Annotated in this window: 30 protein-coding genes and 1 pseudogene; 21 read left to right on the forward strand and 10 right to left on the reverse strand. The window is 66.5% G+C overall.

Annotation, left to right across the window (positions count from 1 at the left end; genetic code table 11):
• Window positions 1–122: 122 nt before the first annotated feature.
• Window positions 123–992: a 3-methyladenine DNA glycosylase gene (locus tag BSZ39_RS04070; RefSeq protein ID WP_073716110.1), complete on the reverse strand. Its 870-nt coding sequence runs from the start codon at window positions 990–992 to the stop codon at window positions 123–125.
• 99 nt (window positions 993–1,091) lie between these two features.
• On the opposite strand from BSZ39_RS04070, the pseudogene BSZ39_RS14900 reads away from it, so the two are divergent.
• The 4 genes and pseudogenes from BSZ39_RS14900 to amrS form a co-directional block, all read left to right on the forward strand.
• A pseudogene (locus tag BSZ39_RS14900) lies at window positions 1,092–1,439 on the forward strand (VOC family protein); the annotation flags it as partial.
• A gap of 9 nt (window positions 1,440–1,448) precedes the next feature.
• Window positions 1,449–2,015: an RNA 2',3'-cyclic phosphodiesterase gene (thpR, locus tag BSZ39_RS04080; protein ID WP_073716112.1), complete on the forward strand. Its 567-nt coding sequence runs from the start codon at window positions 1,449–1,451 to the stop codon at window positions 2,013–2,015.
• A gap of 40 nt (window positions 2,016–2,055) precedes the next feature.
• Complete coding sequence (amrB, locus tag BSZ39_RS14550) at window positions 2,056–3,381, forward strand: AmmeMemoRadiSam system protein B (RefSeq protein WP_073716113.1); 1,326 nt, start codon at window positions 2,056–2,058, stop codon at window positions 3,379–3,381.
• Window positions 3,378–4,403, forward strand: coding sequence for an AmmeMemoRadiSam system radical SAM enzyme (amrS, locus tag BSZ39_RS04090; protein WP_073716114.1), 1,026 nt, complete (start codon window positions 3,378–3,380; stop codon window positions 4,401–4,403). The genes amrB and amrS overlap by 4 nt, the downstream gene beginning before the upstream one ends.
• On the opposite strand, the gene tpx is transcribed toward amrS, so the two are convergent.
• On the reverse strand, window positions 4,400–4,897 hold the full coding sequence (gene tpx / locus BSZ39_RS04095) for a thiol peroxidase (protein ID WP_073716115.1): 498 nt from the start codon (window positions 4,895–4,897) through the stop codon (window positions 4,400–4,402). The two genes, amrS and tpx, sit on opposite strands and share 4 nt — an antisense overlap.
• Window positions 4,898–4,954: 57 nt before the next feature.
• On the opposite strand from tpx, the gene BSZ39_RS04100 reads away from it, so the two are divergent.
• Window positions 4,955–5,962 (forward strand): DUF808 domain-containing protein, encoded by a 1,008-nt coding sequence (locus tag BSZ39_RS04100; protein ID WP_073716116.1) that lies wholly within the window; start codon window positions 4,955–4,957, stop codon window positions 5,960–5,962.
• Here the strand turns inward: BSZ39_RS04100 and BSZ39_RS04105 are convergent.
• Both BSZ39_RS04105 and BSZ39_RS14555 read right to left on the reverse strand, forming a co-directional pair.
• Window positions 5,897–6,202 (reverse strand): AzlD domain-containing protein, encoded by a 306-nt coding sequence (locus BSZ39_RS04105; protein WP_073716117.1) that lies wholly within the window; start codon window positions 6,200–6,202, stop codon window positions 5,897–5,899. The two genes, BSZ39_RS04100 and BSZ39_RS04105, sit on opposite strands and share 66 nt — an antisense overlap.
• Complete coding sequence (locus BSZ39_RS14555; protein WP_245792416.1) at window positions 6,199–7,551, reverse strand: AzlC family ABC transporter permease; 1,353 nt, start codon at window positions 7,549–7,551, stop codon at window positions 6,199–6,201. The genes BSZ39_RS04105 and BSZ39_RS14555 overlap by 4 nt, the downstream gene beginning before the upstream one ends.
• A 47-nt stretch (window positions 7,552–7,598) precedes the next feature.
• On the opposite strand from BSZ39_RS14555, the gene BSZ39_RS04115 reads away from it, so the two are divergent.
• From BSZ39_RS04115 to BSZ39_RS04150, 8 genes are all read left to right on the forward strand, one after another.
• Window positions 7,599–8,297 carry a CDP-alcohol phosphatidyltransferase family protein gene (locus BSZ39_RS04115; protein ID WP_073716118.1) on the forward strand — a complete coding sequence of 233 codons (699 nt, stop codon included), beginning with the start codon at window positions 7,599–7,601 and terminating at the stop codon, window positions 8,295–8,297.
• Window positions 8,294–8,962: a lysophospholipid acyltransferase family protein gene (locus BSZ39_RS04120; RefSeq protein ID WP_073716119.1), complete on the forward strand. Its 669-nt coding sequence runs from the start codon at window positions 8,294–8,296 to the stop codon at window positions 8,960–8,962. The genes BSZ39_RS04115 and BSZ39_RS04120 overlap by 4 nt, the downstream gene beginning before the upstream one ends.
• The gene (locus BSZ39_RS04125; protein WP_073716120.1) at window positions 8,959–9,954 is read left to right on the forward strand and encodes a phosphatidate cytidylyltransferase; all 996 of its coding nucleotides are present in this window, start codon (window positions 8,959–8,961) and stop codon (window positions 9,952–9,954) included. Before BSZ39_RS04120 ends, BSZ39_RS04125 begins: the two co-directional genes overlap by 4 nt.
• A 42-nt stretch (window positions 9,955–9,996) precedes the next feature.
• The gene (chaB, locus tag BSZ39_RS04130; protein WP_073716121.1) at window positions 9,997–10,224 is read left to right on the forward strand and encodes a putative cation transport regulator ChaB; all 228 of its coding nucleotides are present in this window, start codon (window positions 9,997–9,999) and stop codon (window positions 10,222–10,224) included.
• A 9-nt stretch (window positions 10,225–10,233) separates the two neighbouring features.
• Entirely contained in the window at window positions 10,234–10,758 is a 525-nt protein-coding gene (locus BSZ39_RS04135; protein WP_073716122.1) for a type 1 glutamine amidotransferase domain-containing protein, read from the forward strand.
• 77 nt (window positions 10,759–10,835) lie between these two features.
• Window positions 10,836–11,795 (forward strand): diaminopimelate dehydrogenase, encoded by a 960-nt coding sequence (locus tag BSZ39_RS04140; protein WP_073716123.1) that lies wholly within the window; start codon window positions 10,836–10,838, stop codon window positions 11,793–11,795.
• A complete protein-coding gene (locus tag BSZ39_RS04145; RefSeq protein WP_073716124.1) occupies window positions 11,795–12,295 on the forward strand; it encodes a DUF4442 domain-containing protein in 501 nt (166 codons plus the stop codon). Before BSZ39_RS04140 ends, BSZ39_RS04145 begins: the two co-directional genes overlap by 1 nt.
• A 4-nt stretch (window positions 12,296–12,299) precedes the next feature.
• Complete coding sequence (locus BSZ39_RS04150; RefSeq protein ID WP_073716125.1) at window positions 12,300–12,884, forward strand: TetR/AcrR family transcriptional regulator; 585 nt, start codon at window positions 12,300–12,302, stop codon at window positions 12,882–12,884.
• On the opposite strand, the gene BSZ39_RS04155 is transcribed toward BSZ39_RS04150, so the two are convergent.
• From BSZ39_RS04155 to BSZ39_RS04180, 6 genes are all read right to left on the reverse strand, one after another.
• A complete protein-coding gene (locus BSZ39_RS04155) occupies window positions 12,854–14,239 on the reverse strand; it encodes a rhodanese-like domain-containing protein (protein WP_073716126.1) in 1,386 nt (461 codons plus the stop codon). The two genes, BSZ39_RS04150 and BSZ39_RS04155, sit on opposite strands and share 31 nt — an antisense overlap.
• A 70-nt stretch (window positions 14,240–14,309) precedes the next feature.
• A complete protein-coding gene (locus BSZ39_RS04160; RefSeq protein WP_425425667.1) occupies window positions 14,310–14,516 on the reverse strand; it encodes an inorganic phosphate transporter in 207 nt (68 codons plus the stop codon).
• 37 nt (window positions 14,517–14,553) lie between these two features.
• Window positions 14,554–15,384 carry an ABC transporter permease gene (locus BSZ39_RS04165; RefSeq protein WP_073716127.1) on the reverse strand — a complete coding sequence of 277 codons (831 nt, stop codon included), beginning with the start codon at window positions 15,382–15,384 and terminating at the stop codon, window positions 14,554–14,556.
• On the reverse strand, window positions 15,381–16,217 hold the full coding sequence (locus BSZ39_RS04170; RefSeq protein ID WP_073716128.1) for an ABC transporter permease: 837 nt from the start codon (window positions 16,215–16,217) through the stop codon (window positions 15,381–15,383). Before BSZ39_RS04170 ends, BSZ39_RS04165 begins: the two co-directional genes overlap by 4 nt.
• A complete protein-coding gene (locus BSZ39_RS04175) occupies window positions 16,210–17,157 on the reverse strand; it encodes an ABC transporter ATP-binding protein (protein WP_073716129.1) in 948 nt (315 codons plus the stop codon). The genes BSZ39_RS04170 and BSZ39_RS04175 overlap by 8 nt, the downstream gene beginning before the upstream one ends.
• 32 nt (window positions 17,158–17,189) lie before the next feature.
• Window positions 17,190–17,741 carry an LLM class flavin-dependent oxidoreductase gene (locus BSZ39_RS04180; protein ID WP_073716130.1) on the reverse strand — a complete coding sequence of 184 codons (552 nt, stop codon included), beginning with the start codon at window positions 17,739–17,741 and terminating at the stop codon, window positions 17,190–17,192.
• 38 nt (window positions 17,742–17,779) lie between these two features.
• Here BSZ39_RS04180 and BSZ39_RS04185 point away from each other — a divergent pair, with 38 nt between their 5' ends.
• From BSZ39_RS04185 to BSZ39_RS04220, 8 genes are all read left to right on the forward strand, one after another.
• Window positions 17,780–19,216, forward strand: a complete 1,437-nt coding sequence (locus BSZ39_RS04185) for a recombinase family protein (protein ID WP_073716131.1) — start codon at window positions 17,780–17,782, stop codon at window positions 19,214–19,216.
• A gap of 182 nt (window positions 19,217–19,398) precedes the next feature.
• On the forward strand, window positions 19,399–19,611 hold the full coding sequence (locus BSZ39_RS04190) for a hypothetical protein (protein WP_073716132.1): 213 nt from the start codon (window positions 19,399–19,401) through the stop codon (window positions 19,609–19,611).
• Window positions 19,611–19,859, forward strand: coding sequence for a helix-turn-helix domain-containing protein (locus BSZ39_RS04195; protein WP_073716133.1), 249 nt, complete (start codon window positions 19,611–19,613; stop codon window positions 19,857–19,859). Before BSZ39_RS04190 ends, BSZ39_RS04195 begins: the two co-directional genes overlap by 1 nt.
• On the forward strand, window positions 19,856–22,078 hold the full coding sequence (locus BSZ39_RS04200) for an RNA helicase (RefSeq protein ID WP_073716134.1): 2,223 nt from the start codon (window positions 19,856–19,858) through the stop codon (window positions 22,076–22,078). Before BSZ39_RS04195 ends, BSZ39_RS04200 begins: the two co-directional genes overlap by 4 nt.
• 298 nt (window positions 22,079–22,376) lie before the next feature.
• On the forward strand, window positions 22,377–23,642 hold the full coding sequence (locus BSZ39_RS04205; RefSeq protein ID WP_073716135.1) for a plasmid recombination protein: 1,266 nt from the start codon (window positions 22,377–22,379) through the stop codon (window positions 23,640–23,642).
• A 37-nt stretch (window positions 23,643–23,679) separates the two neighbouring features.
• Window positions 23,680–24,132 (forward strand): hypothetical protein, encoded by a 453-nt coding sequence (locus tag BSZ39_RS13165; RefSeq protein ID WP_169829083.1) that lies wholly within the window; start codon window positions 23,680–23,682, stop codon window positions 24,130–24,132.
• 89 nt (window positions 24,133–24,221) lie between these two features.
• Window positions 24,222–24,581: a Cd(II)/Pb(II)-sensing metalloregulatory transcriptional regulator CmtR gene (gene cmtR / locus BSZ39_RS04215; RefSeq protein WP_040158801.1), complete on the forward strand. Its 360-nt coding sequence runs from the start codon at window positions 24,222–24,224 to the stop codon at window positions 24,579–24,581.
• Window positions 24,578–26,479, forward strand: coding sequence for a heavy metal translocating P-type ATPase (locus tag BSZ39_RS04220; RefSeq protein WP_187343227.1), 1,902 nt, complete (start codon window positions 24,578–24,580; stop codon window positions 26,477–26,479). Before cmtR ends, BSZ39_RS04220 begins: the two co-directional genes overlap by 4 nt.
• Window positions 26,480–26,488: the final 9 nt, after the last annotated feature.

Genomic DNA, 26,488 nt, shown 5'->3' on the forward strand with positions numbered 1-26,488 from the left:
CTCGCGGATTCCGCAACCTCGAGAACTACCGACTCCGCATGCTCCTCATCGGTGGGGGTCTGGATGCCTCACCCCACACTCAACTCTGAAGAGCCACTTTGGTGATGCTCAAGGCTCAACCATCAGGGACGTTCATTGTCTGAACAAAGAAGCACTTCTAGTGATTTTACTAGTGCCGCTCTCAGGGGTCGGGCCCCGGATTCAAGGCTGCGCTGTTCCGCCACGTGTTGTGCTTTCCCTTCCGGGGTCTCGATCGCGATATTGGGCAGGCCGAGTGACGTCGTGTCATACGGCGCCGACATCATGTCGAGTTGTCGGGCGGTGATCGCATGCTCGAAACAAGTCAGGAGCAGATCCGAATTAATACCCGGCGTCAGCTTGAACGCCCACCGGTACAGGTCCATAGATCCCGCATGAATACAGCCGGGTTGTTCGTCTGCGACCTGGGTTGCGTAGGTGGGGCGGGAAGCGTTACGTGGCTCGGCGTCCGGGGTGAAGAACCGGAAGGCATCAGCGTGCGTACAGCGCAACTCATGGGCTTCGACGACCGCATCGGTGCCCGCCTTCCCGAGCCGCAGCGGCAGCGGATGGCGGTGCTCCTCCTGCCGGTAGACCATCGCCCATTCATGCAGGCCGAAACAGGAAAACTGGGCGGGACGGGCATCAATTGTTGTCAGCAGCCGATGCACGAAAGAAAGGAAGCGGCCACGCTTCGCCCGATAGGCGGCGATATCTAGATAGGCACCGGAATCGTCCGTGCAATACAAGGGCCAATTCTCGCGATCGGTACAGCCTTCAAGGACGATTCCCGGACCTGGGTGCCACCGTCTCATCTTGCCCGGGGTAAAGCCGTAGTACTCGAATAAGAAATCCATGACGGGGTGTTTTTCTCCCCGCGAGCGCCGAGCGAGGTGATCGGCCGTGAGCTCATCGACGCGCGCCTCGTGGCGCGCCTGGCGCTCGCGCCATTCAGCCTCCGGAATCGAGCACATGGGGACAAGTCTAGAACTGCTCGGCTGCCTAGCCTGAAACCATGACAGCTAACGCGCCCACGCCCTACCTGTGGGTTCCCCGGCACCGCCCGCGACGCCCTTCAGACATATCAACGGATCTTCGGTGGCGACCTCGCGATCCACACTTTTGCGGAATCCGACCGCACCGATGGCCCACCCGAGGCAATCGCCCATGGCATCCTCGCGGGCCCGGTTTCGCTCCATGCCACGGATGCATCCCCCGGTGAGGAAACCGTCGCCATGGCCGGAATGAGCCTCGTACTGCTCGGGGCCGCCGATGCGGCCACCTTGACTCAGTGGTTTGCTGATCTCAGTAGTCACGGCACGGTGATCGATCCGTTGCAGGAACGTCCCTGGGGTGCCTGCGATGGCCAGGTCCGCGACCGCTTCTCAATTCGGTGGCTGATCGGCTACGAGCCCGCCTAGCCTGAGGGCATGGGACAACGCATGTTCGTCGGGATTCGTCCGCCTGCTCATATCCGCGAACACATTGCCGAGTTCGCGGCGGCACGCCCCGACTTCCCCTGGATAAATGAGGAACAATGGCACATCACGCTGGCCTTCCTCGCCTCGGTGCCCGATGCGCGCCACGACGAACTCATCGAACGGTTGGCCGACGGCTTAGGTCGCCAAGTCTCTCCCCTGGTCACGGTCCATGGCGCCGGGTGTTTCCCCAACCCGGACCGCGCGAGCGTGCTGTGGCTTCGGATCGCGGAGCTTTCCGGTAGTTTGTCGGCGCTCGCCACGAGCGCACGGCACGCGGCTAATAAGTCAGGGTCAACGCCCGATGGGAAGCGGTTCATCCCCCACCTGACGGTGGCGAGATTAAAGCGCCCGGTCTCGGCGACCCGATGGCTCCGGATCCTGGATACGCTCACAACCGACCCCTGGGAGGTCAACGAGGTCGAACTCATCGGGTCCTATCTTGGCGAAGGCCCGGCGGGCCGGCCACGGTACGAAACCGTAGCGACGTTTCAACTCGTGCCACCGGCTACCGAGTAAGGTGCCGGCGGGGTAGCGTGGAAAGCGGAGGAGATCCGCATTGACGCCCATTCGCCCGCCCGCAGTTGCCGGGTCGTTCTATCCCGCCGACCCGGAAAAACTTGCTGCCTCGGTCGACGAGATGCTCGCGCAAGTCCCTGCGCCGAAAAACTTTTCCCGCATCGTGATTGCCCCGCACGCCGGCCACATGTACTCGGGTCAGCTCGCGGCCCACGCCTACCGTCAGCTCGATCCAGCTACGCGCCGCGTTGCCGTGCTCGGCCCGACGCACCGCGTCGGGATCGCCGCGATGGCGCTGACGGGCGCCGATGGCCTCGCCACCCCGCTCGGCACGATCGACGTCGATGTCGAACTGACCGAACTCGTCTCCGGGCTCGCCGATGTCGTCGAGGCGCCCGTGGTCCACGCCCAGGAACATTCGATCGAGGTGCACATCCCGTTCCTGCAGCGCCACCTCGAGCCGGGCTTCACGCTGCTGCCGATCGCCGTGGGATCGTGTAGCGCCGAATCCGTCGCAGCGGTCATCGACGCTGTTTACGATGCGGGAGATACCGCGATCGTCATCAGCTCCGATCTGTCCCACTTCCTCACCGATGAGTCGGCGCGCCACAAAGATGCGTATACGATCGCGCAGATCCTCTCACTTGCCGGCCCGCTCGACGGGTATCAGGCATGTGGAGCCTACCCTATTAACGGGCTGGTGCGCTTCGCCCGCGGCCGGGCGATGACGGCCGAGATTCTCGCAGCCGGTAATTCGGCCGATGTCTCTGGTGATACCTCGCGCGTCGTCGGATACGCGTCGCTGCGGTTCGATAGCGACGGCACCGATCCGCGCCTCGTCGACATCGCCTACCGAGCAATCGCGGATGAACTCGGGATCGATGTGCCGGGCTCACCACCGGAAATGCCCGAGGAGGTGGGCTCTAGTTTCGTGACGCTCACGATCGATGGGAAGCTGCGCGGCTGCATCGGCAACCTACGGGCCGACCGGCCGCTCGCCACAGATATCTCGGAGAACGCGCGGGCCGCCGCGACGCGCGACCCGAGGTTCCCGCCGCTGCGGCCCGAAGAATTCGCGGCCACCGATATCGAGGTTTCGGTGCTGTCGACGCCCGAGCCGATGCCGGCCACCACGCGCGCCGAGGTCATCGCGCAGCTGCGACCGGGAATAGACGGAGTCATCCTCGACGACGGCGTCCACCGGGCAACATTCCTGCCCCAGGTGTGGGAACAGTTGCCCGAACCGAACCAATTCCTCACCCACCTCCTGGCGAAAGCGGGCCTGGAAGCGGACGAGTGGCCCGAGGACATGCGCGTGTCGACCTATACGGCGACCCCCCATATCAGGCGGGCGAATCAACGATGAGCGCGCCCGCGAAATGGTGGCACCGCACCGACGACGGGCGGGTACGCTGCGAGGTCTGTCCACGGCTCTGCACGCTGCGCGATGGCCAGCGCGGCTACTGCTTCGTGCGGATGAACGTCGACGGCGCGCTCTTACTCGACACCTACGGCCGCTCCTCGGGCTTTGCGATCGACCCGATCGAGAAGAAGCCGCTCAACCATTTCCTGCCCGGCAGCCGAATCCTGTCGTTCGGGACGGCGGGCTGCAACCTCGGGTGTAAGTTCTGCCAGAACTACACGATCTCGACCTCGCGGCATTTCGATTCGCTCTCCCAGGAGGCCTCCCCCAGCCAGATCGCGGAGGCGGCGCTACGTTACGGCGCGAAATCCGTCGCCTTTACCTACAACGACCCGGTGATCTTCGCCGAGTACGCGATCGACACCGCGCACGCCTGCCGCGAGGTGGGCATCCACCCCGTCGCCGTGACCGCGGGGCATATGACGGAGCAGGTGCGCGGCGAGTTCTTCTCCGCGATGGACGCCACGAACATCGACCTCAAGGGCTTCACCAACGAGTTCTACCGCAAGATCACCGGCGGCCGCCTCGAGACCGTCCTCGCCACGCTCGAGCACGTCGCCGCCACCGACACGCACCTGGAAATCACGACCCTCACCATCGAGGGCCACAACGATTCCGATGCGGAGCTCGCGGCGATGAGCCGCTGGATCGTCGAGCATCTCGGGCCCGACGTGCCCCACCATTTCTCGGCCTTCCACCCCGACCACCGGATGCGCGACGTGCCGCCGACGAAGCCCGCCACCCTTTCTCGCGCCCGCGAGATCGCGTTGGCGGGCGGGGAACGCTACGTCTACACCGGCAATATCTACGATCCGGCCGGGCAGTCGACGCGCTGCCATGAGTGCCAGGAGGTCGTCATCGCCCGCGACCGCTATCGCGTTGGCGAGATCCGGCTCGATGTCGCACGCGATAAAACCGCGGCCTGCCGCACGTGCGGGGCGGCGGTTCCGGGGGTGTTTGCTTAGCTCAGCGCGTCGATAACGGCGTCGTAGTTCGGCTCCTCGCCGATCTCGCTGTTCAGCGCGCGGTAGATGACCTCGCCATCCTCATCGATCACGACGATCGCGCGAGCGCACAGGCCCGCGAGCGGGCCGTCGGTCATCGCGACACCGTAATCATCGGCGAAGCTCGAACGGAAGATAGACGCCGACGTGACGCGCTCGATGCCTTCGGCACCGCAGAAGCGGCCGAGCGCGAACGGCAGGTCGGCCGAGACACACAGTACCTCGGTGTTTTCCAGCGAGGACGCGAGTTCGTTGAACTTGCGCACCGAGGCCGCGCACACGCCGGTATCGACAGACGGGAAAATATTGACGACGAGGCGCTTGCCTGCGAAGTCGGACAGGTTCACATCGGCAAGATCGGTGCCGACGAGCGTGAAATTCGGGGCCGCGGAACCGACCTCGGGGAGGTCGCCGCAGGTCTGGACGGGATCACCTTTGAATGCAGTTGTCGCCATGGGGCCACGGTAACAGGAATAATCTTGGCTTAGCTCCCTCAATCGAAAGGACTGCCCATGGCTGGCGGACTGGCTGCGCTCCTTGATGACATTGCGACCCTCGCGAAAATGGCCGCAGCCAATATTGACGACGTGGCGGCCGCGGCCGGGCGCGCGAGTGCGAAGGCGGCGGGCGTCGTCGTCGATGACACGGCCGTGACCCCGCAATACCTCGAAGGCATTAAGCCCGAGCGTGAATTGCCGATCATCAAGCGGATCACGATCGGCTCGCTGCGCAATAAGCTCCTCATCATTTTGCCGATCGCGCTGCTGCTGTCGCAGTTCGCGCCGTGGGCGCTCACGCCGATCCTCATGCTCGGCGGGTCCTACCTGTGTTTTGAGGGGATGGAAAAGGTCTGGGAGAAGATCTCCGGGCACGGCGAGGAGCACAGCAAGCCCGCGATCGCCCGCGGCCCGGATGCCGAAGACCAGATGGTGAAGTCGGCGGCCCTCACCGACCTTATCCTGTCCGCCGAGATCATGGTCATCGCGCTGAACGAGGTCGCGAACGAGAAATTCGTGGCGCGCACGATCATCCTCATTGCGGTCGCCCTGCTCATCACCTTCCTCGTCTACGGTGTCGTCGCGCTCATCGTGAAGATGGACGATATCGGAATCGCCCTCACCAAGCGGGAGTCACCGCGCTCGCAGAAATTCGGACATGCCCTCGTCGCAGGGATGCCGAAACTGCTGACCGCGATCGGCATCATCGGCACGTTCGCGATGATCTGGGTCGGCGGCCACATCATTCTCGTCGGCCTGAACGAACTCGGCCTGACCGCCCCGCACGCGTTCGTCCACCACATGGAGGGCTACGTTTCGCATATCGCGGGCGTCGGCGGATTCCTCGCCGGGGTCGTCAACACGATCTTCTCGCTCATCCTCGGCGCGATCTGGGGTGCGATCCTCGTCGGGATCATGCACTTCATGCCCTTTGGGCGAAAAGAGATTCCCGACGAGTCAGGTCATGGCGAACTCGACCAGCCACACGAGGGTGGCGGCGCCGAGTACGACGGTGAAGAGTGAGCGGTTCATAAAGGCGAGACCGACCGCGACGATGAGTCCGACCGTCGCTGAGACGTAGGACTTCGTCGCGAAGAAGACCGCGGGGATCGTCATCGCCGTGAGTACCGCCCACGGGACGTAGTACAGGAAGCTGCGGATCCACCGCGAGTCGATCTGTTTGCGCATCGCGACCAGCGGGATCGCGCGCAGCAGGTAGGTCACGCCGCTCGTCGTGAGGATCGCCAGGGCCAGGTAGCTCATCGCGTGCCCTCCGGAACCGGTAGGAACGTCGCGCCTAGCGCTGCGGCGATGCACGTCGAGATGATGATGCGCCAGCCGACCTCGAGCTCGCGCAGCCCCGGCGTGAACGCGAGCAGGATCGAGACCGCGGCCGCGATCGCCATGACGATGCGGACCTCGTGGTGTTTCTTCGCCGGCGGGATGACGATCGCGATGAACATGCCATACAGCAGTACGCCGGCGGCGCTTTGCACCGAGTCGGGAATGACCTCGCCGACGAGCGCGCCGACGACCGTGCCCGCCGTCCAGCCGAGGATCGGCAGCACCATCGAGCCAACGAAATACGGCACGGTCAGCGGGGCGCGCGAAATATTGATCGCGTAGATCTCGTCGGTCACGCCAGCGGCCATGATGAGGCGCTTCAAGGTCCCGACGCCCGCGGGCAGGCGCTGCGCGAGCGAGACGCTCATGAGCAGGTAGCGCAGGTTGACGATGAAGGTCGTCGCGGCGAGTTCGATCAAGCCGCCCTTTACGATGATGAGCGTGATGCCCGCGAATTGGCTGGTCGAGGACATCGACGTCGCCGAGAATACGGCGGAAGCAAGCGGCGGCAGGTCGCCGCGCGCCCAGTACAGGCCGATGGCAAGCGCGACCGCGAAATAGCCGAGGCCGATCGGCAGCCCGCCGCGCAGGCCGGCGCGAACCTCGGCGCCGCGAGAGACATCCGGTGGTGTCACGACGCCGCCTGCGAGCGGCCCATCACCGTGAAGTAGCCGGCATAGAACGTCGCCCATCCCGCCCCAAAGACGACCCACTCCGCGCGGCGCGATAGCGGCGTCACCCGACGACGATTCAGCGCCGCAAGGCCCGCGACGCCCATGGGGACCGCGATAAAGCGCACCGCGCGCGCGGGTACCGACCCCATGTCGGCGTTGGCGTAGCGCAGCCGCTTTGAAGCGCACCGCGCGCGCGGGTACCGACCACGCCGCGAATTGCGCGAGCGGCGTGCCCTGCAGCGCGGCGGCGCGGGCGTAAAGCTTATAGGGCTCGCCGCGCAGGAAGGAGGACAGCAGCGCGAGAATGCCGCGGTCGCGGTAGTCGGCGTCGACCTTATCAACCATGGCGTGGCTGATCGCGGGGATGGTTGCGAAGGCGTCCCGGCTACGCTCCGCTCCGACCGACTTTGACCACCGATACGTCGCCACTCCCCCAGCGATCGCGCCCGCGAGCGCCGGGAGCACGGCTTTCAGCGCGCGCTTCGGATTCGTCATCGCGATGCGGGAGAGCCAAATGTCGGGAACGAAGAAGAACACCGTAGCTTCGGCGCCGCCCCACGCGGCTGCCACGCCATAGTCGGCAACGGGTCGCATGTTCCTATTATGCTGTGGTCACTGCCACAACAGAGCCGGGAGGGACGTTGGGTCACGCACAATCGCCGCACGGCCTCGACCGCCGCGCCATCCCCCAACGCTCGAGCACGTGGGCCGCGCGCGCCGCCGACCTCCTCGCCGCCGCGCGTATCCGGCCCAACCACATTTCGATCTCCTCCATTGTGCTCGGTGCTCTCGCCGGCGTGGCCTTTGCGCTGAGCGCTACCGAATCGACCGGTGCCCGGATCGCGTGGCTGCTCATCGCGGCGGCCACGATGCCGTTGCGGCTGCTCATGAACATGGTCGACGGGATGCTCGCGGTTGAAAAAGGGATGAGTTCCCCGACGGGCGACCTCTATAACGAGGTACCCGACCGCCTCGCCGACGTGTTTGTCCTTGCGGGTGCTGGCTACGGAGTCAGCGGCCTGGTCGCCCTCGGCCGCGTCGATGTCGGGGTCGCGCTCGGCTGGAGCGCCGCGCTGCTCGCCGTCCTCACGGCCTATGTTCGCAGCCTCGGCGCTGCGCAGGGCGTGAAAAACTTTTTCGCCGGCCCGATGCCCAAGCCCATCCGCATGTGGGTCATGACCGCGGCGGCACTGGTCTCCATGCTCGAGCCCGCCCTTGGTATCACTCGCGGCTGGGTGATCGTCGTCGGGCTCATCGTCGTTGCCCTCGGCTCGCTCGCCACCGTCATCATCCGGCTGCGGCTCATCGCCGCCGCGCTGCACGCGAAGGCCGCCTCGTGACCGCGCTGCAGTCGGCTCTCGCGAAGATCGCCACGTTCGTCTCCGGGGCGCGCGTGCGCTACCGCGATCCCCTGTCGGCCGAGGCGATGCCGCGCCAGGCAATCTATTTCGCGAACCACTCCTCCCACCTCGACTTCGTCACGCTGTGGGCAGCGCTCCCGCCCGCGCTGCGCGCCTCCGTCCGGCCGGTCGCGGCGAAGGACTATTGGGGCTCGGGCATCAAGTCGTATCTGGCCGAAAGAGTTTTTCGCGCCTATCTCGTCGACCGCGGCGGCTCGGGCCAGGCCGCGGCCGCAGCCGCGGCCCCGACGACGAAGTCAGCGAGCCAGATCGAAGGCATGCAGCGCGTCCTCGACGAGGGCGATTCGCTCATCATCTTCCCCGAGGGCACGCGCGGCGATGGCCAGGAGGTCGCCACCTTCCACTCGGGGCTCTATCACCTCGCCCGCCACGCCCCGCACGTTCCCGTCGTACCCGTAGGGCTCCATAATCTCGGACGCATGCTCCCCAAGGGCGGCGTCATCCCGGTCCCCCACCTCGCGACCGTCTCGTTTTGCACGCCCCTGACCGTCACCGAGGACGAGACGAAGGACGCGTTCTTGGACCGCGCTCGCGCCGCGCTCATCGCCGACCTCGCCGATCGGGCGGGCAAGGAGAGCTCATGAGGATTGGACTCATCGATACCTCGACGTGGCACCTGCTCGCCGGCGTCGGAGCCATCCTCGTCCTCGCCACGATCATCACGGTGATCCTGTCGCTGCGGCTGACCGCGCCTGCACACGAAGGACTGCTGACGAACCTGAAGCAGCGGGTCTACGCGTGGTGGATCATGGTCGGAGTCATCCTCGCGACGCTCGCGCTCGGCGAGATCGCGGTCATCATCCTCTTCCTCGTGATCTCGCTGCTCGCGCTACGAGAATTCATCACGATCGCCCCCACGAATCAGCGCGACCACCACACCCTGGTCTGGCTGTTTTTCATCATCCCGCCGCTGCACTACTTCGCGCTCGCGCAACACTGGTATGGCTTTTTCGCGATCTTCATCCCCGTCTACGCCTACCTGTTCCTGCCCGCACGCAATGCGCTTGCCGGGGAAACCCGGGATTTCATGCAGCGCTCCGCCGTCATCCAATGGGCGCTCATGGTCTGCGTCTACGCCGTGTCCTACGCGCCCGCACTGCTGCAGTTGCCCGTCGCGATCCACGAGGGCAAAGCCGCCGCCGACGGCTCCGCGATCGGCTCGGGCGGGCCCGAGGGTGGCCGGCTCCTGCTGTTCTTGTTCATCGTCGTCCAGGGCTCCGACGTGCTGCAGTACGTCTGGGGCAAGACGCTGGGCCGCCACCCGATCGTCCCGAGCGTCTCCCCGAACAAGACCTGGGAGGGCTTCATTGGAGGTGTCCTCTCGGCGACGTTGCTCGGTGCGGGCCTGTGGTGGGCGACGCCGTTCAACCCGTGGCAGGCGGCCGCGCTCGCGTTCATCTCGTGCCTTCTCGGGTTTGCGGGCGGACTCGTGATGTCCGCGATCAAGCGCGATCGCGGCATCAAGGATTTCGGCGCCCTGCTACCTGGCCACGGCGGCATTCTCGACCGCGTCGACTCCCTCATCTTCGCCGCGCCGGTCTTATTCCACCTCACCCGGTTCTTCTTCGCCACCTAGCCTCACCGGGCAGTCCGGGCACTTCCCCGATACTGTGGGGATATGCCCTACGAGAAGAACACGGAACTGCCCGAGGGCGTACAAGACGTCCTCCCGCCCCACGCGCAGACGATCTACCGCGAGGCGTACAACTCCGCCTTCGACGAATACTCCTCCCCCAAGGATCGCCGCGGCGATGACTCCCGCGAAGAGGTCGCCCACAAAGTCGCGTGGTCGGCCGTCAAGCAGTCCTATTCCAAGGGCGACGACGACAAGTGGCACAAAGACTAAGGAGCAGTCATGACTGAGAACACGACAAAGATCGCTTTCCTCGCCACCGACGGATACGAAGACTCCGAACTGACCAGCCCCTGGGAGGCCGTCACGCAGGCCGGAGCCACCGCCACGCTGATCGCCCCCGAATCAGGGTCGATCGAAGGCAAGAAGGGCCATCAGGCCAGCGTCGACTTCGTCGTCAAGGATGCCAATCCCGATGACTTTGCCGGCCTCGTCCTGCCCGGCGGCGTCGTGAACGCCGACCACCTGCGCATGGACGACGATGCCGTCGCATTCGTCAAGTCCTTCTTCGATGCCAACAAGCCCGTCGCCGTCATCTGCCACGGCGGCTGGATCCTCACCGATGCCGACGTCCTTTCGGGCCGCACGCTCACGAGCTACCCCTCGCTGAAGACCGACCTGAAGAACGCCGGCGCCACCTGGGTCGATGAAGAAGTGTGCGTCGATGGCGAGCTGATCTCGTCGCGTACGCCCAACGATCTGCCCGCATTTAACCGCGAATTCGTGCAGAAAATCCGGAAAAACTAAAAATTTCGGACACCCGAAGTATCGCGGTGCGCGCAGGCGTAGGATCTCTCCCGTCCATCAACCGTGAGGAGAAAACTATGACAATTCGCGTCGGCGTCGCGGGCTACGGAAACCTCGGGGCGAGCGTTGCTGCCCTGGTCCGTGCCCAGCCCGATATGGAGCTCGTCGGGGTCTTTTCCCGCCGCTCCAATCTCACCATCGATGTGCCCGTCTTTCCGGCCGACGAGGCCGCCGCGCATGCCGATGAGATCGACGTAATGTTCCTGTGCCTCGGGTCCGCCACGGACATCCCGGAGCAGGCCCCGGACTTCGCCCGGCATTTCACGACGGTCGATACCTACGACAACCACCACCTCATCCCCGCGCACCGCGCGGCGATGGACGAGGCCGCCCGCGCCGGCGGGAACCTCGCGGTCGTGGCGACCGGGTGGGATCCCGGCCTGTTCTCGTTCAATCGGGTGCTCGCGAACGCCCTGTTCCCCGAGCCGAAGCAGCACACGTTCTGGGGCCGCGGCGTCTCGCAGGGCCACTCCGATGCGGTCCGCCGGATCGCCGGCGTGCGCCGCGCGGCGCAGTACACGATCCCGAACACCGAGGCGATCGCCGCGGCTAAGCGCGGTGAGGCCGGCGGCCTGACCGGTCAGCAGGCACATGTCCGCGACGTGTACGTCGTCGCGGATGCCGCGGACCACGAGCGCATCGAGCGCGAGATCCGCGAGATGCCCGAATACTTCGTCGGCTACGAGGTCCACGTGACGTTCGTCGACGAGGAGACCTTAGAGGCCGAGCACACGGGCATGCCCCACGGCGGCCACGTCATCACGTCGGGCATCGTCAACGACACGCGCGCGAGCATCGAATTCCAGCTCGAGCTCGAACGCAACCCCGATTTCACGGCCGCCTGCCAGGTGGCCTACGGGCGCGCGGCCGCGCGGCTCGCGGCCGAGGGCAAGACCGGCGCGCTAACCGTCCTGGAGATCCCGCCCTACCTGCTCTCGCCGCTCGGAATCGACGAACTTGTGGAATCCTTTGTGTAATGCGATTCCCGACCTACCAGGACCTCGACGAGTTCTTCAGGAGGCCCGCCCTGACAAAGGCGGCCATGAACCTATGGCCGCCTTTTCGGGGTTCATCGATCACGATCCTGCACATCACTGATGACTTCCGTCGCGTGCGCGTGCGCCTCGCCCTGCGCAAACTCACGGCGAACTACCTCGGCACGCTCTACGGCGCGTCGCTGTTTTCCATGACGGACCCCTGGTGGGTCATGATGCTGGCGCGTAACCTCGGGCGCGATTACAGCGTGTGGGATGCCTCCGCCCAGATCGACTTCATCTCCAAGGGGACGCGGCATGTGTTCGCCGAGTTCGAACTCGACGAGGCGAGCCTCGATGATATTCGCCGCGAGACCGCGGACGGCGAGAAGCACCTGCGCTGGTTTTCGACCGACATCATCACCGCCGACGGCACCCTCGTCGCGCGGGTGAACAAGCAGGTCTACGTCCGCAAAAAGCCGCACGCGCGGGGCCTACAGTAGAGGCATGACGCAGGCAGACCCCGTCCGCAAGCGGCTGCTCGATGCCGCCGACTCGATCCTGTTCATCGACGGCCCCGTCTCCACCCGGGTCGAAGAGATCCTGCAGCGCGCGGCCGCGGCTCCTGCCAGCCTGTACGCCCATTTCGGCTCGAAGGACGGCATCGTTATCGCGGCGCTGCGCCGCCGCCTGCAGGTCTGGTCCGAGACCTGGAGTGAGGCGATCGATGCCGCGCAAACGCCGAACGATAAACTTCTCGCCGTCTTCACTGCCCTCACCACGTATCAACGCGACCGCCTGACCGAACGCTGGTGCGCGTTTTCCGCGACCACGGCGGCGCTGCCCTATCCGAGCGAGGAGCTCACGAAGGTCCTCGCGGCCGAGGACGAACTTTTAAAGTCCCGCCTCCTGGCGTGTGCACAGCCGATCGCGGGCGATCGAGCCGCAGAGCTCGCTGAGCTCGTTGAGGTCTGCTACTGCGGCACCCTCACGCTCATGCTGCGCGGCACCGCGTATGAGGACGCGATCGCCCGCGGACACGCCGCGGCACGGCTGACGCTTCAGGCTTGGTTGGCCGACTCCCACGCCTGATAGCTGCCCGCCAGCTCGACGATGTCGAAGCCCACGCGACGCAGCGCCTGCGCGGCGACGGTATTGCGCATGCCCGTCTGGCAGTACGTGACGATCGTGCCCTCGCGCGGCAGCTCGTCCTGGTGCCACAGCACGCGAGCGGCGCTGAGCTGCTCGGCGCCCGGGATATGTCCCGCGGCGTATTCGTTCTTGTTGCGCACATCGAGCAAAAGGTCGTGGCCGAAGCCTTCCAGGTCGGCGACGCTCACCTCGGCGCGGACCGTGAGCTCAAGACCGTCGAGCGAGGTCACGAAGCCTGCGACGTTATCGACCCCGACGCGGACCGTGTGGTCCCACAGTCGGTGGGCTTCTTCCTGATCGTTCGCGAGGAGGATCAACGCCGCATCATCGCTTTCCGGGTCGAATGCCCAGCCCGCATAGGTGGCAGGCTTCGTCGCGGGGATCGCGAGCGCACCTTCGACGGTCGCTTCGTGGACGGCTTCCTTACCGCGGGTGTCGACAAAGACGTGGGTACCGGCAGCGACCTTCTCGCGCACCTCAGCTCCCGTCATCTCCGACAGTTCGCCGCGCTCACCCAGGATGTCCGGGCCCTGACGGTTCTGCCGCTTCATCCGACCGAAGTAGGCGTGCGCATCCGGCTGGCCATCGAGCAGTTCATCGACGAATCCCTGCTCATCACCTTCCGCGACGTAGCGCGCCCACCACGCGAATTTCTTCTCGTAACCGACCGTTGAGGACGGCACCGAACCGAGCGCCTTGCCGCAGGCCGAGCCCGAGCCGTGCGCGGGATAGACCTGGATGTGGTCGGGCAGCGTCACGAACGAATCGCGCAACGAAGCAAACACCTGGCGCGCGCCGCCAAAGCGGGTATCGACGCCGCCCGCGGCCTCGTCGAGGAGGTCGGGCCGGCCCAGGTCTCCGGCGAAGACGAAGTCGCCCGTGAACATGTAGCCGGGCTCATCCGCGAACGCCCCGTCAGTCAGGAGGAACGACAGGTGTTCGGGGGTATGCCCCGGCGTGTGGACGGCCTTGAGGGTGAGGTTTCCGATCTCGATCTCATCGCCGTCGTGTAGCCGGGTGCCGTCAAACTGGTACTGCCAGTCCTCGCCGCCTTCGGCGGACAGGAATATCTCGGCGCCGGTGGCCGCCGCGAGTTCGCGCGTGCCGGAAAGGTAGTCAGCGTGGATGTGGGTCTCGGTGACGTGCGTGATCTCCATGTCGTTCTTTTTGGCAAGGTCGAGGTAGACCTGAATATCCCGGCGCGCGTCAATTACCAGCGCCTGCCCCATCTTTTGGCAGCCGATGAAATAGCTTGCCTGGGCAAGGTCTTCGTCGCAGATGCGTTCGAGTAGCAAGGCGGACCTCCAAAAGTTCGTGGTCCGCCAACCATAATACCCCTAGGGGTATATCTCAAGGGCTAGAAGACTACCCCAGCACAAGCAGCGTCACGGCCGAAACTGCGGCCGCCGCCGGCAGGGTGACGACCCACGCCATACCGATCGGCTTCATCAGACGCCAGTTGGTCGCCTTGTTCGCGAGGCCAATCCCGAGCACCGCACCGATGAGGATGTGGGTCGAGGAGACCGGCAACCCCAGCACCGAAGCCAGCATGACGACGACGGCCGCCGCCAGCTCGGCCGTGAAAGGTGGCCGAAGGGTTAACGGGCGGTTAACGAAGGAAGAGCTTTTGCAGCCGCCACGTGGTCAAGATGCCTCCGGCGAGAGTCATCACGAGGAAGTATCCGACGTGGACGGGAGTCATCGAGGTGAAGACCCCGACGGAGAGCTGACGCATGAGTTCGACGCCGTGCCACAGCGGCAGCAATTTGATGACCATCTGGACCGCCTCGGGGTAGACCGTGATCGGATACAGCGTCGCGGACAGCAGAAACATCGGCAGCATGACGAAGTTGATGAGGTCCATCTGCTGGAAGGTGCGAAGGAACGACGTGACGCCCATGCCGAAGCTTGCGAACCCGAGCGCGATGAGGACCGCGACGGGGATCATGAGCAGCGCCCACGTTCCCGCAACGATCCCCATGGCGTACAGCACGCCCATGAATCCGAGCGCGTACAGGAAGCCGCGGAAGAGCGCCATGACGATCTCGCCGATGGCGACGTCGAGCGGGCCGAGCGAGGTGGAGACCATCGCCTGGTAGAGCTTCGCGTAGTGGAGCTTGAAAAAGACGTTCCACGTCGAGTCGAAGATCGCGCCGTTCATCGCGCTCGTCGCGAGCAGCGCCGGAGCGATGTAACCGATATAGGAGATCTCGGTGCCGCCCGGGCCTTCGACGGTCCCGACGAGCGAGCCGAGCCCGTAGCCCATGGCGAGCAGGTAGAAGACCGGTTCGAAAAACCCCGAGACGAGGATGAACCAGTTTTGGACCATGATGACCTTGAACCCGCGCTCGAGGACCGCGCGGGCATTACCGGAATACACCCCGCGCAGCGGTCGGGGGCGCGAGAGGCGATCGAGGATCGTGCGGGTCGGTGAACTCATGAGGTCAACCGCTTCCGGTAGGTGCGGGCCGCAAGCGCGATCCCGAGCGCGATACAGGCCAGGAGGAATGCCGCGTGGACGACGATCATCGTTGCGCCGATGTCTTTGCCGTAGGCGGCAGCGCGAGCCAATTCGGCCCCGTGCCAGATCGGCGAGATCCACCCGATCCCCTGCAGGTAGGAGGGCATGACGGCGAGCGGGTAGAACGTGCCGGAGAACAGGAACAGCGGCATGACGATGAAGCGCTGCACCGTCGAGAATTCGGTCCCCTCCCCTTTAACGGTCGCCGAATACGCCTGCAGCGGCACCCCGAACGCGAGCCCGGCAAGCGGCCCGATGACAAGGAGCAGCGGCCACGTCGCGGCCAGCGGGTAGGCGAATGTCCACATCAGAGTCGTCGTGATCACCGCCTGCAGGGCGAAGCGGAACGAGACCGCTATCGTGTGGCCGAGTGCGATCTGCCACGGGGCGAGCGGCCCGCCGGCCGGTGCGTAGTAGAAGCGCTGCCATTTGAACCCGGCCATGACGGGATACGTCATTTCCGTGGCGCTCGATTGCACCGAGATCGACACGAGCAGCGCCGGTGCGACGAACACGAGGTAACTCACGCCTTCGACGGTGCCGGCATTCGCGTCGACGAGGGCTCCGAGCCCGATCCCCATGGCAATGAGGTAGAGCAGCGGTTGGCCGATATCGGACAGGAGCAGCGGCCAGCCGTAGCGGCGCATCTGCCGCAGGTAGTGCTCGGCGAAATACCACCAGCCGAAGCGGCGGGCGCGGTGGGCGGATGTGAGCGGATCGTGGGCTTGTCCCTGGTAGACGGCGTCAGTCAATGAGGCTCCGTCCCGTCAGGCGCAAGAACACGTCCTCGAGCGAGGAGCGGCGCACGAGCGAGGTCGTCGGGTTCAGCCCGCGAGCACCGACCGCGTCTAAGGCGGCGTCGCCGGACTCGGCGTAGATGAGGATCCGGTCGGGCAGCACTTCTTGCCGGTCGCCGATCCCTTCGAGCTGGTCGACGATCTGCTGGGAGCGCCCGGAGCCGAAGCGCACTTCGGCGACCTCACGCGAGGCGTAGGTGCGGATGAGTTCGCGCGGCGAGCCCTCGGCCATGATCTGGCCCTTGTCGATGACGATGAGGCGGTCGCACAGCTGCTCAGCCTCGTCCATGAAGTGGGTCGTGACAAGGAGGGTGACGCCCTCTTCTTTCAGGCGGAATAGGCGATCCCACAGGACGTGGCGGGCCTGCGGGTCGAGGCCTGTAGTGGGTTCGTCGAGCAGCAGGATGCGTGGCTCGTTGATAAGCGCCCGGGCGATGGTCAGGCGGCGCTTCATGCCTCCCGACAGCTCGCTGATCTTCTTCTTGCGTTTGTCCGTCAGCTGGGCGAATTCGAGGAGTTCGTTCGCGCGCGGTTTGAGGTAGGAGTATGGCAGCCCGAAGTAGCGGCCGTAGATGACGATGTTCTCGTCGACCCGCAACTCCTCATCGAGATTGTCTTGCTGCGGAATGACGCCCAGGTGGGCGCGGACCTCGGGGCCAGCGACCTCCGGGTCGAGTCCGACGACGCTAAGTTCTCCCCCGCTGCGCTGCAGCGTGCCACCGATCATCCGCATCGTCGTCGACTTGCCGGCGCCGTTCGGGCCGAGCAGGCCAAAGGACTCGCCGGCAGCGACGTCGAAATCGATACCGTCGACGGCGATGAAATCTCCATAGGTTTTGGTGAGGTTCCGGGCGCGGACGACCGGGTCACCGGAGCGGAACTGTGAGGAAGACACCCACGCAGACTACCCGCGGCGCCTTAGAAGAGCTAGCGCTTTGTGGGCTCCCAGCCGAGGGCGGGCGCGACGTGATCGGCAAAGGATGCAAGGACGTGCAGGTTGTAGTCGACGCCGAGCTGGTTCGGGATTGTGAGCGTCAGGGTATCGGCACTCATGAGGGCGGCATCTGCGCGGAGCTGGTCGATCAGCACGTCGGGCTCGGCGGCGTACGTCTTGCCGAAGGTCGAGGTGAATCCGTCGATGACGCCAACCTGGTCCGTCGAGCCCTGGCCCCGCACTCCGAAATAGCGACGGTCGATATCGTTCATGACCGGGAAGATGGAGCGGCTGACCGAGACCCGCGGGGTCCGGCGATGCCCGGCAGCGGTAAAAGCGGCCCGGTAGCGCTCGATCTGTTCGGCCTGCAGGTCGGCGAAGCTATCGCCCGTCGTCTCTGTCAGCAGCGTGGAGCTTATGAGGTTCATGCCGCGCTGCGCCGGCTCGGGTGAGCCACGCGAGATCCCAAGGGCAACCCGACCATCGGCGAGTAGGTCGAGCGCGGCAGCCTCTTCCGCGAGATACAGCGGGTTTTCGTAGCACATGTCAGGGTTACAACACCCGTTCACGTAAGCTTGGTTGCATGGTTGAACTGGTATCGCTGAGGAAGACGAACGAGGTCGCCGCGTACGTCCGCGCTTCGATGGATCGCAAGGGCGACCGGTGGACGGTCGAGACCCAGTTGCGGAAGATCAGGGCGCTGGCCGAGGCGAAGGACTGGGAGGTCGTCGAGGTCTACGACGACAACGCGGTCTCGGCGACGAAGAAGCGCCGCGCTGGCACCCGGTGGGCCGAGATGCTGGATGACGCCCGGGCGGGTCGGTTCTCGATGGTCGTCGCGGTGGACATGGACCGGTTGCTGCGCAGCACGAAGGACTTGAATACGCTGATCGACCTCGGTCTGCGGGTCGTCACCGTGGACGGCGAGATCGACCTCTCGACGGCGGACGGAGAGTTCCGGGCGACGATGCTCGCCGCTCTCGCGCGGTTCGAGGCGCGTCGCAAGGCCGAGCGTCAGATCAGGTCGAACGAGCGCCGCCGCGCCGAGGGCATACCGGCGTCCACCTGCAAGGCGTTCGGCTGGACAAGGGAGGGCGAGCTGATCGAGGAGGAGGCCGACGCGATTCGGCGGGCCTTCGACGCGTTCCTCGGCGAGCCGTCGCTGTCGATCCGGCGCATCCGCGAGGACCTGAACAACGCCGGTCATCTGACCGCGCGCGGGGCGGAGTTCTCCGTCGATGCCGTGCGGTACCTGCTGGCGAACCCGCTCTACGCTGGCTACATCAAGCACTACGCCTCGGGCGAGCTGTACCCGGTGCAGGGCGCGGGGTTCCCGCCCATCGTCAGCGAACAGACATGGCGGGCTGCGGTGGCGAAGCTGGAGGACAACGTGCGGAGGTCGGCGAGGCAGGGCAACCAACCGAAGTACCTCCTGTCCACGATCGGGCTGTGCGGGAAGTGCGGCGCGACGCTCGTCTCGGGGACGAACAGCCGCAAGCAGCCGACGTACCGCTGCGGTGAGCAGTTCCACCTCACCCGCCAGCGCGAGCCCGTCGATGCGATGGTCACCGAGGCGGTGCTCACCCGACTGTCCTCGGTGGACGTGCACGACCTCGTGATGCCGCAGGAAGATGCTGGGCCGGACCGCGAAGAGCTGCTGAGCGAGCGGAACGCCCTGGTCGAGCGCGTCAAGGAGCTGAGCCCGCTGCTGCGCGACATCCACCAGCCCGTGCTGGAGATCACCGCGGCGATCAACGACGTGAAGGCTCGCATCGACGAGATCGACGCGGAGCTGCTCGACCGATCGGTGTCGGTGGCGGCGAAGCTGCTCGCGGACGTGGACGAGCTGGTCGGCACCGCGGAGCGCCGCGAGGTGGTCGAGTCGAAGTGGAAGGAGTTGGACGTGGACCGTCGCCGGATGCTCGTGGACGAGCTGGTGACGGTGACAATCGAGCCCATCGCGCCGGGTCACGTGAAGTTCGACCCCGACCTCATTCGAATAGAGCCTCGTCGCGACTGACACGCGAGTCGACTCGTCAGTGGACCGGTGAGTCGAGTCGTGGGAGAATAGTTGCAGACAAGAAGATCCCACCGGGGCCGCGACTTAGAAGCGCGGGGTTCTGCTCCCGGATGAGTAGCCGGTCAAACAGCCCAACGAACGTGGCGGGGAACCGGAAGCACACTCATGTTTGAGGACTTCCGATGCCTGTCGTTATCGACGCTCCCCGCGCATCTGCGCTGGACCGTCCTGGGCTCGACCAGGACCTGAACCCCGTTCCGCAGGCTGATGGGCTCGATCCCGTCATCGCTGCCGCCCTCGCCGCCGGTCGCCGAGCGGGTGAGCGCCTGGCCCGCACGCCGCTGACCCCGCGCCAGCGCGCCGCGGTCGCCGCTGTGATGGGCGGTGATCGCTGATGAGCGCCAACTTCACCGCTTTCGACTACGTGAACGGCTTCCGCTGGCGTCTGGGCGATCCCGCCCTCGCCGACAGCGAGGCGCACCTCTACGACCTCGGTGTGCTCCGCTCCGTGCTGGAGGAGGCCGTCGAGATCGCCGTCGCCGATGCCCGCGCCGACGGTGTGACCTGGGCCAAGATCGGCGACGCCCTCGGCGTCACGCACCAGGCCGTCATCAAGCGCTACCGCAAGGGCGGTGCCCGATGAACGCCGCCGAACGCACAAGCGCCCTCGTGTCCGCCGACCTGACCCCGCCCGGAGGGCCTGGCCTGGCACCCGCCGAAGGCGGGCTGCCCGTCGTCGATCCGAATGTCGCGAACCCGGTTCTCGCCGTCGAGGACCTTCTCGAAGAAAACGGCTATACGGCTGCACAGAGCGATTCCGCTGGCTCCGACACGACCGCCGATCTCAGCTCTGACCTGGGATCTACCGCCGCAATTCATGCGCGGCCTTCCTTGGGTGGCCGCGCATCCGTTTCAGAAACGGCTGCACAGGCGCCTACTTCGGCTACACCCGTGGACTTCGCCGAGATGGACGTGCCGGGTGCCGATCCCGGTGATGAGGTTGAGGCGTTCGTGGTCGAATCCACGCCCGCGCAGGTCGCCGAGGCGAAGGATTTTTTCGCCCGGGCGAAGGCTGCGGAGAGCTCGGAGCAGGTGAAGCGCGCACGGATGCAGTCGCGCGTGTTCTCGGTGATGCAGTACCGGGAGCACCCGGAGACCGGCGAGGTCATGCTCACGCAGGAGCAGATCGACGAGGGCCTCGCGGCGCTGGGCGATCGCCTCCACCGCTGGGCCTACGTGTGGCACCCGTACGACCGCCTGGTCGAGGTGGACGAGGGCACCGGCGAGACGGTGTGCTGCGGAACCAAGGGCCTGCACGCGCACATGGTGCTGTGGGTCGCCGATGCGGACGGTCCGCGCCCCACGATCCGCACGGTCTCCGATGCCTTCTCGATCCCTTCGGCGCGGGTGAAGCCGCCGAAGGAGACCGCGGAGCAGGACGGCACCGAGCACAAGGGCCGAGGCGCTGCGGAGAAGGCGTTTTTCGACCTCGCCGAGTACCTGCCGCACGAATCGCGCGGGAGGGACGCAACCCCCGGCATCCACCAGTCGGATCGGCACGACCTCGTGGACAAGACGCAGGAGGGCAAGCCCGGCAAGTACCAGTACGGGCGCGGGCGGATCGTCGCGAACTTCGATTTCGGCCGGGAGCTGGACGCGCACATGGCGATGCGCCGCACCGCCGCGGAGGGCGGCGGCAGCGCGAAGCTGAGCAAGCTCTTCCAGGCCGTGGGCAAGGGTTCGCTGACGCTGAAGCAGGTCCGTGATCAGGAGCCTGCGATCTACTTTGCGAAGGGCAACCTGGCGCATTTTCAGAAGCTGCGCGGCGACTTCCTCTCGCACCAGGACGCGCCGGAGTCGGTCATGAACTTCTACGTGTTCGGGGAGGGCGGCACGGGCAAGGACCTGCTCGCGAAGGCGCTCGCTCGCGCCCTGGCCCCGGACGCGGACAAGCCGTACTTCAAGGTCGGCGGCGAGAACGTCTCGTGGGAGGGATACGACGGCGAGCCGGTCGTGATCTGGGAGGACATGCGCGTCGGCGACATGATCCGCACGGCGAAGAGCCGGGGAATGCTCTTCCGCATTCTCGGCCCGTGGCGCGAGCCGGACGAGAAGCCGGTCGTGAACATCAAGGGGTCCAAGACGCAGCTGCTCAACCGGGTGAACATTGTGACGGGGCCTGAGGGTTACGAGGAGTTCCTCCGGGGCTTGGCGGGCGAGTACGAGTCGATGCAGGGCGGAGTTCGGGTCAAGCACCATGCGGAGAACCTCGGGCAGGGGTTCCGCCGCTTCCCGGTGATCATCCCGGTGGCCGAGCGTGAGTTCTCGATCTTCGTGAACTCCGGCGTGCTCAACGGCACCCGCGAGTACCAGAGCTACGAGCGGTACGAGCACATGCGCCAGGACCTGGAGCTGCTGGCACGCAAGTGCAAGGCGATCAAGGACACCGCCGAGCGGGAGCGCGTTCGCGGTGCGATGGAGGCGCGCACGGTCGCGCCGATCGTGGAGCAGCACGACCGGATCGCATGCCCTGAGCTGGACGCGATTGACGCGGACGATCTGTTCGCGGAGTTCGCCGGGGTCGGGCAGCCAATCCCGCAGAGTTCCGTCGAGGTCGCAGTTGCACCGAGTGAGCCGAGCCCCCGCGATCGCTGCATCTGCGACGAGTGGCAGGGCTACGCCCTGGACCACACCGAGTCCTGCCCGATCCGCACGGATGCCGAGGCGGCGATGGCGGAGATGCGCCAGCGCGAGGCCGAGCGCGAAGCGGCGGCGGAGGCCCACCGTCAGGCCGAGCTTGAGCGGAAGGTCGCGCGGCTCCGCGCGAACGGCGGCCTGCTGGTCGTGGGAGGTGCACGATGAGTACCTTCGACGGCCAGCCGCAGCCGATTCGTCAGGGCTCCGGTGGAGCGCTGGAGGATCGGGCTGCATGCCCGCGCAGCGGCCCCCGGAGGGCCCCGGGAACCTTGGAGCGCAGCGGAAAGGTGTATGGGGCTACACCTTCCGTTCCGGAGGTTGTCGCAGAGGCTCCACATCAGGGCGCAGGGTCCCAGATGTGGAGGGGCGATGACCTCCGGAACGGAAGGCCCCACGGGAGTGCCGCCGGAGGCTCCGGGGCACGTCGCGCAGCGGCGGGCGTCGGATCATCGGGAGGTGCGCGATGAGCTACACGGCAACTTTTGACGCGAGCCACAAGGTCAAGGCGTCAGGCGCTCACGCGACGAACTTCGTTCGCCACATCGCCCGCGATGCGGATCAGGCCGCGGGGTTCTCCTTCGCTCAGCGGAACCCGAACATCGATCCGGCGCGCACGTCGATGAACATCACGATGGTCAACGACGGCAACGGAGGTTGGCGTGCCCCGGTCGTGACGCAGGACGAGAAGGGCAACGACCGGCCGCCGTCGGCAGAGCTGACGGACTATCTGGACGCGCGCCTGGCGACGGTCGAGAAGAAGATCAAGGCCGACGCGGTGGCGATGCGCCCCCTCGTCTTGCAGCTCGATCCGAAGTGGTTCGCCGAGCACAACCCGGACTGGCGCGAGGACGGTCTGAACGCCGAAGCAGAGCAGTACATCGGCACGCAGCTCGACTGGGCCGCCCAGGAGTTCGGGCAGCAGAACCTTCCGGGCTACTCCGTGCATATGGATGAGACGAATCCTCAACTCCAGCTCCTGTTCACCCCGGTGACGGAGGACGGGAGGCTGAGCCAGAAGGACTTTTTCAAGGGTCCCGGCGATCTCCAGCGCCAGCACAAGGCGCACCGCCAGGCGCTGGCCGATGCCGGGTACGACGTCGAGTTCAAGGTCACCAAGCGCTCGAAGGAGCACCTGAGCAGCGAGGAGTTCGCCAAGAAGGTTGACCAGGCCCGCGAACGGGCCGCTGAGGCCGCGCAGCACCTCGCCACGGTCCGCGAGCAGGTCGAACAGTCGGACTTCGGCCAGTTCTTCGAGCAGCAGCACCCAGAGGCGTTCGGCCAGGTGCTGGACGAGTACACGAACGAGATCGAGCAGCGCATCCGCGCGCAGGAGGAGCAGGGACATGGACAGCATCACCGCGATGGCCACGGCGAGGGCGACGGAGAAGATCGAGCAGCAGCGGACTACGGAGATGCTGGAGACGTTGGTCTCGAAGCACGCCGCCGTCGAGCAGCAGCTCACGACGCTGACGAAGGCCGTGAGGGACCTCACCGGGCATCAGAAGATCATGGACGAGGAGCTGACGAAGCGGATCGACCGGGCGTCGATCTCGCAGCCGTCCGCCAGCACGTCGCCGCAGATCGCGAGCGTCGAGAGCAGGCTGAGCGAGATCGAGAGCACGCTCGGCGAGTTCGCGCAGAGTCTCGACGGGAAGCGTTTGAGCGCCGCATCGCAGAGCTTGGTCGCGGAGGCGCAGAAGAATCGCGCGGCTACGGCCTCGGCGATTGACGGGCTCAAGGTGCAGGCCGCGGCGAACCAGAAGCTCGTGAGCCAGGTCGGCGGTGCGGTGCAGTGGATCGAGAAGCGCACCGAGGAGCGCGTGCAGAAGGCCGTCGAGCAGGTCGCCGGGGATGCCTCGACCACGATGACGGCGAACCTCGACGCCGCGAACGAGCGGGCCGAGCGGATCTTCGCCGCGACAGCGAAGGTTGAGGCGCGCCAGCTCTGGAGCGCCGCCGCCGCGATGCTCCTCGCGCTCGTGCCGCTCGCGATGCTGGTCGCGGGCGTCTGGATGGCCGCAGCGGGCCTCATCACGGGTGCTCAGTGGGCGCTGGACGTGGACGGGAGCGTGTGGCTCGGCATCGGGCGGTGGCTCGTAGTCGGCGCTGGCCTCGCCGGGGCCGGCTACGCCCTCTTCGCCTCCGCCCGCTGGGTCGTCGGCCTCGCGGAGACGTGGAAGGGCCGCGGGATGCCGTCATGGCCCCGCTGGCGGAGGTGACCCCAGCTCCCGAGGGCAAGCGCGCGGAGCGCGTGCGGCAGAACTCCCCAGAGTGACAATAGGTCAGCCACTACTGTATAGTTCAGTGCATGCTGACTATTGCTTCTCGCCTCGACGTCATGAACCGGCTGGGCCGGGCCATGGCGGACCCGACGCGCTCCCGGATCCTGATGACCCTGCTGGACGGGCCGAGCTACCCGGCCGTGCTCTCGCGCGAGCTGGAGCTGACGCGTTCGAACGTGTCGAACCACCTGACCTGTCTTCGCGACTGCGGGATCGTGGTCGCCGAGCCCGAGGGTCGGCAGACGCGCTACGAGATCGCCGACCCGCACCTCGCGGCGGCGCTCACGGCGCTGGTGGACGTGACGCTGGCCGTGGACGAGCACGCGCCGTGCTTGGACGCCGCGTGCACTGTGCCGGGCTGCTGCGGGACGGGAGCGGGCGCGTGAGCGCGGCGTGCGGCTGCGACGAGCCGGAGACCCGGGTCGGCGAGAAAGCCGATGAGGAGCAGGAGCGTCCGTGGTGGCGTGACCGCGGGATCATGGTCCCGGTGCTCTCCGGCGTCGCCTTCGGCACGGGCCTGGTCCTGGAATGGACAGGGGCGGAGGTCCCGGCGCTGGTGGCGTTCTGGATCAGCCTGCTGCTGGGCGCGTCGACGTTCACCCCGGGCGCGATCCGCAAGCTGTTCAAGGGCAAGCTGGGCATCGGCCTGCTGATGACGATCAGCGCGGTCGGCGCGGTGATCCTCGGCTACGTCGAGGAGGCCGCCGCCTTGGCGTTCCTGTACTCCATCGCCGAAGCGCTGGAGGACAAGGCCATGGACCGCGCCCGCGGCGGGCTGCGGGCTCTCCTCAAGCTCGTCCCGGAGACCGCGACCATCCGGCGGGACGGCGCGCCCGTGGAGGTCGCTGCGAAGGACCTCCAGGTCGGGCAGCTCATGCTGGTGCGCCCCGGTGAGCGGATCGCGACCGACGGCATCGTCCGCACAGGTCGGTCGAGCCTGGATACCTCCGCGATCACCGGCGAGTCGATCCCGGTCGAGGTCGAGCCCGGCGACGCGGTGTCGGCCGGGGCGATCAACACCGCCGGTGCCCTGGAGGTCGAGGCGACCGCGGCGGGTACGGACAACTCGCTGACCACGATCGTGGAGCTGGTCGAGCAGGCGCAGGCCGAGAAGGGAGACCGCGCTCGGCTGGCCGACCGGATCGCCCGACCCCTCGTGCCCGGCGTGCTGATCCTCGCCGCTCTCGTCGCGATCATCGGCTCGCTGCTCGGCGACCCGGAGCTGTGGATCACCCGCGCCCTCGTGGTGCTCGTCGCCGCGTCGCCGTGCGCGCTGGCGATCTCCGTCCCGCTCACCGTCGTCGCCGCGATCGGCTCGGCGAGCCGGTTCGGCGTGATCATCAAGTCCGGTGCCGTGTTCGAGCGCTTCGGCGTGATCCGCCACGTCGCCGTCGACAAGACCGGCACCCTCACCCGCAACGAGCCCGCCGTCACCGCCGTCCTCACCGCCGCCGGCGTGACCGAGGCGCCGGCCCTGGCCTGGGCGGCATCCCTGGAGCAGCACAGCACCCACCCGCTGGCCGCCGCGATCACCGCCGCCGCACCCGGAGTCCCCGCCGCCCTGGACGTCACCGAGCAGGCCGGGCACGGCATCGAAGGCACCCTCGACGGGGCCCGGGTCACCGTCGGCAGCCCTCGCTGGCTGGACTCGGGGACGCTCAAGGACCAGGTCGCGGGCCTGGAGGAGCAGGGCATGACCGTCGTCATTGTGCACCTCGACGGGGTCCCGGTCGCCGCGATCGGGGTCCGCGACGAGCTTCGCCCCGAGGTCCCAGAGGTCGTGCGCACCCTCGCGGCCCAGGGCGTCGGGATGACCATGCTCACCGGCGACAACGCCCGCACCGCCCGCGCGCTGGCCGCGCAGGCCGGGATCGGGGACGTGCGCGCCGAGCTGCGTCCCGAGGACAAGGCCGCCGCGATCAGCGAGCTGGGCAGGCACGGCTCGGTCGCGATGATCGGCGACGGCATCAACGACGCCCCCGCCCTGGCGGCCGCGGACATCGGCATCGCGATGGGCGCGACCGGCTCCGATGCCGCGATCGAGTCCGCCGACGTCGCCTTCACCGGCCACGACCTGCGGCTCCTCCCGCGGGCGTTCGACCACGCCCGCCGCGGCAGGCACATCATCAACCAGAACATCATCCTGTCCCTGCTGATCATCACCGCCCTGCTGCCGCTCGCCCTGTTCGGCGTACTCGGCCTCGCAGCGGTGGTGCTCGTGCACGAGATCGCCGAGGTGATAGTGATCCTCAACGGGCTCCGCGCCGCCAGGACGAGGAAGTAGGAGGGATCA

Origin of the sequence: Bowdeniella nasicola (genome assembly GCF_001907295.1) — a bacterium.
Classification (GTDB): Bacteria; Actinomycetota; Actinomycetes; order Actinomycetales; family Actinomycetaceae; genus Bowdeniella; species Bowdeniella nasicola.

Bases quoted from the DNA above. Each gene is read 5' to 3' on its own strand.
- BSZ39_RS04070 (WP_073716110.1), bottom strand. From the start codon at position 992: ATGTGCTCGATTCCGGAGGCTGAATGGCGCGAGCGCCAGGCGCGCCAC.
- thpR (WP_073716112.1), top strand. From the start codon at position 1,449: ATGGGACAACGCATGTTCGTCGGGATTCGTCCGCCTGCTCATATCCGC.
- amrS (WP_073716114.1), top strand. From the start codon at position 3,378: ATGAGCGCGCCCGCGAAATGGTGGCACCGCACCGACGACGGGCGGGTA.
- tpx (WP_073716115.1), bottom strand. From the start codon at position 4,897: ATGGCGACAACTGCATTCAAAGGTGATCCCGTCCAGACCTGCGGCGAC.
- BSZ39_RS04100 (WP_073716116.1), top strand. From the start codon at position 4,955: ATGGCTGGCGGACTGGCTGCGCTCCTTGATGACATTGCGACCCTCGCG.
- BSZ39_RS04105 (WP_073716117.1), bottom strand. From the start codon at position 6,202: ATGAGCTACCTGGCCCTGGCGATCCTCACGACGAGCGGCGTGACCTAC.
- BSZ39_RS14555 (WP_245792416.1), bottom strand. From the start codon at position 7,551: ATGCGACCCGTTGCCGACTATGGCGTGGCAGCCGCGTGGGGCGGCGCC.
- BSZ39_RS04125 (WP_073716120.1), top strand. From the start codon at position 8,959: ATGAGGATTGGACTCATCGATACCTCGACGTGGCACCTGCTCGCCGGC.
- chaB (WP_073716121.1), top strand. From the start codon at position 9,997: ATGCCCTACGAGAAGAACACGGAACTGCCCGAGGGCGTACAAGACGTC.
- BSZ39_RS04135 (WP_073716122.1), top strand. From the start codon at position 10,234: ATGACTGAGAACACGACAAAGATCGCTTTCCTCGCCACCGACGGATAC.
- BSZ39_RS04140 (WP_073716123.1), top strand. From the start codon at position 10,836: ATGACAATTCGCGTCGGCGTCGCGGGCTACGGAAACCTCGGGGCGAGC.
- BSZ39_RS04145 (WP_073716124.1), top strand. From the start codon at position 11,795: ATGCGATTCCCGACCTACCAGGACCTCGACGAGTTCTTCAGGAGGCCC.
- BSZ39_RS04150 (WP_073716125.1), top strand. From the start codon at position 12,300: ATGACGCAGGCAGACCCCGTCCGCAAGCGGCTGCTCGATGCCGCCGAC.
- BSZ39_RS04165 (WP_073716127.1), bottom strand. From the start codon at position 15,384: ATGAGTTCACCGACCCGCACGATCCTCGATCGCCTCTCGCGCCCCCGA.
- BSZ39_RS04180 (WP_073716130.1), bottom strand. From the start codon at position 17,741: ATGTGCTACGAAAACCCGCTGTATCTCGCGGAAGAGGCTGCCGCGCTC.
- BSZ39_RS04185 (WP_073716131.1), top strand. From the start codon at position 17,780: ATGGTTGAACTGGTATCGCTGAGGAAGACGAACGAGGTCGCCGCGTAC.
- BSZ39_RS04190 (WP_073716132.1), top strand. From the start codon at position 19,399: ATGCCTGTCGTTATCGACGCTCCCCGCGCATCTGCGCTGGACCGTCCT.
- BSZ39_RS04195 (WP_073716133.1), top strand. From the start codon at position 19,611: ATGAGCGCCAACTTCACCGCTTTCGACTACGTGAACGGCTTCCGCTGG.
- BSZ39_RS04200 (WP_073716134.1), top strand. From the start codon at position 19,856: ATGAACGCCGCCGAACGCACAAGCGCCCTCGTGTCCGCCGACCTGACC.
- BSZ39_RS04205 (WP_073716135.1), top strand. From the start codon at position 22,377: ATGAGCTACACGGCAACTTTTGACGCGAGCCACAAGGTCAAGGCGTCA.
- cmtR (WP_040158801.1), top strand. From the start codon at position 24,222: ATGCTGACTATTGCTTCTCGCCTCGACGTCATGAACCGGCTGGGCCGG.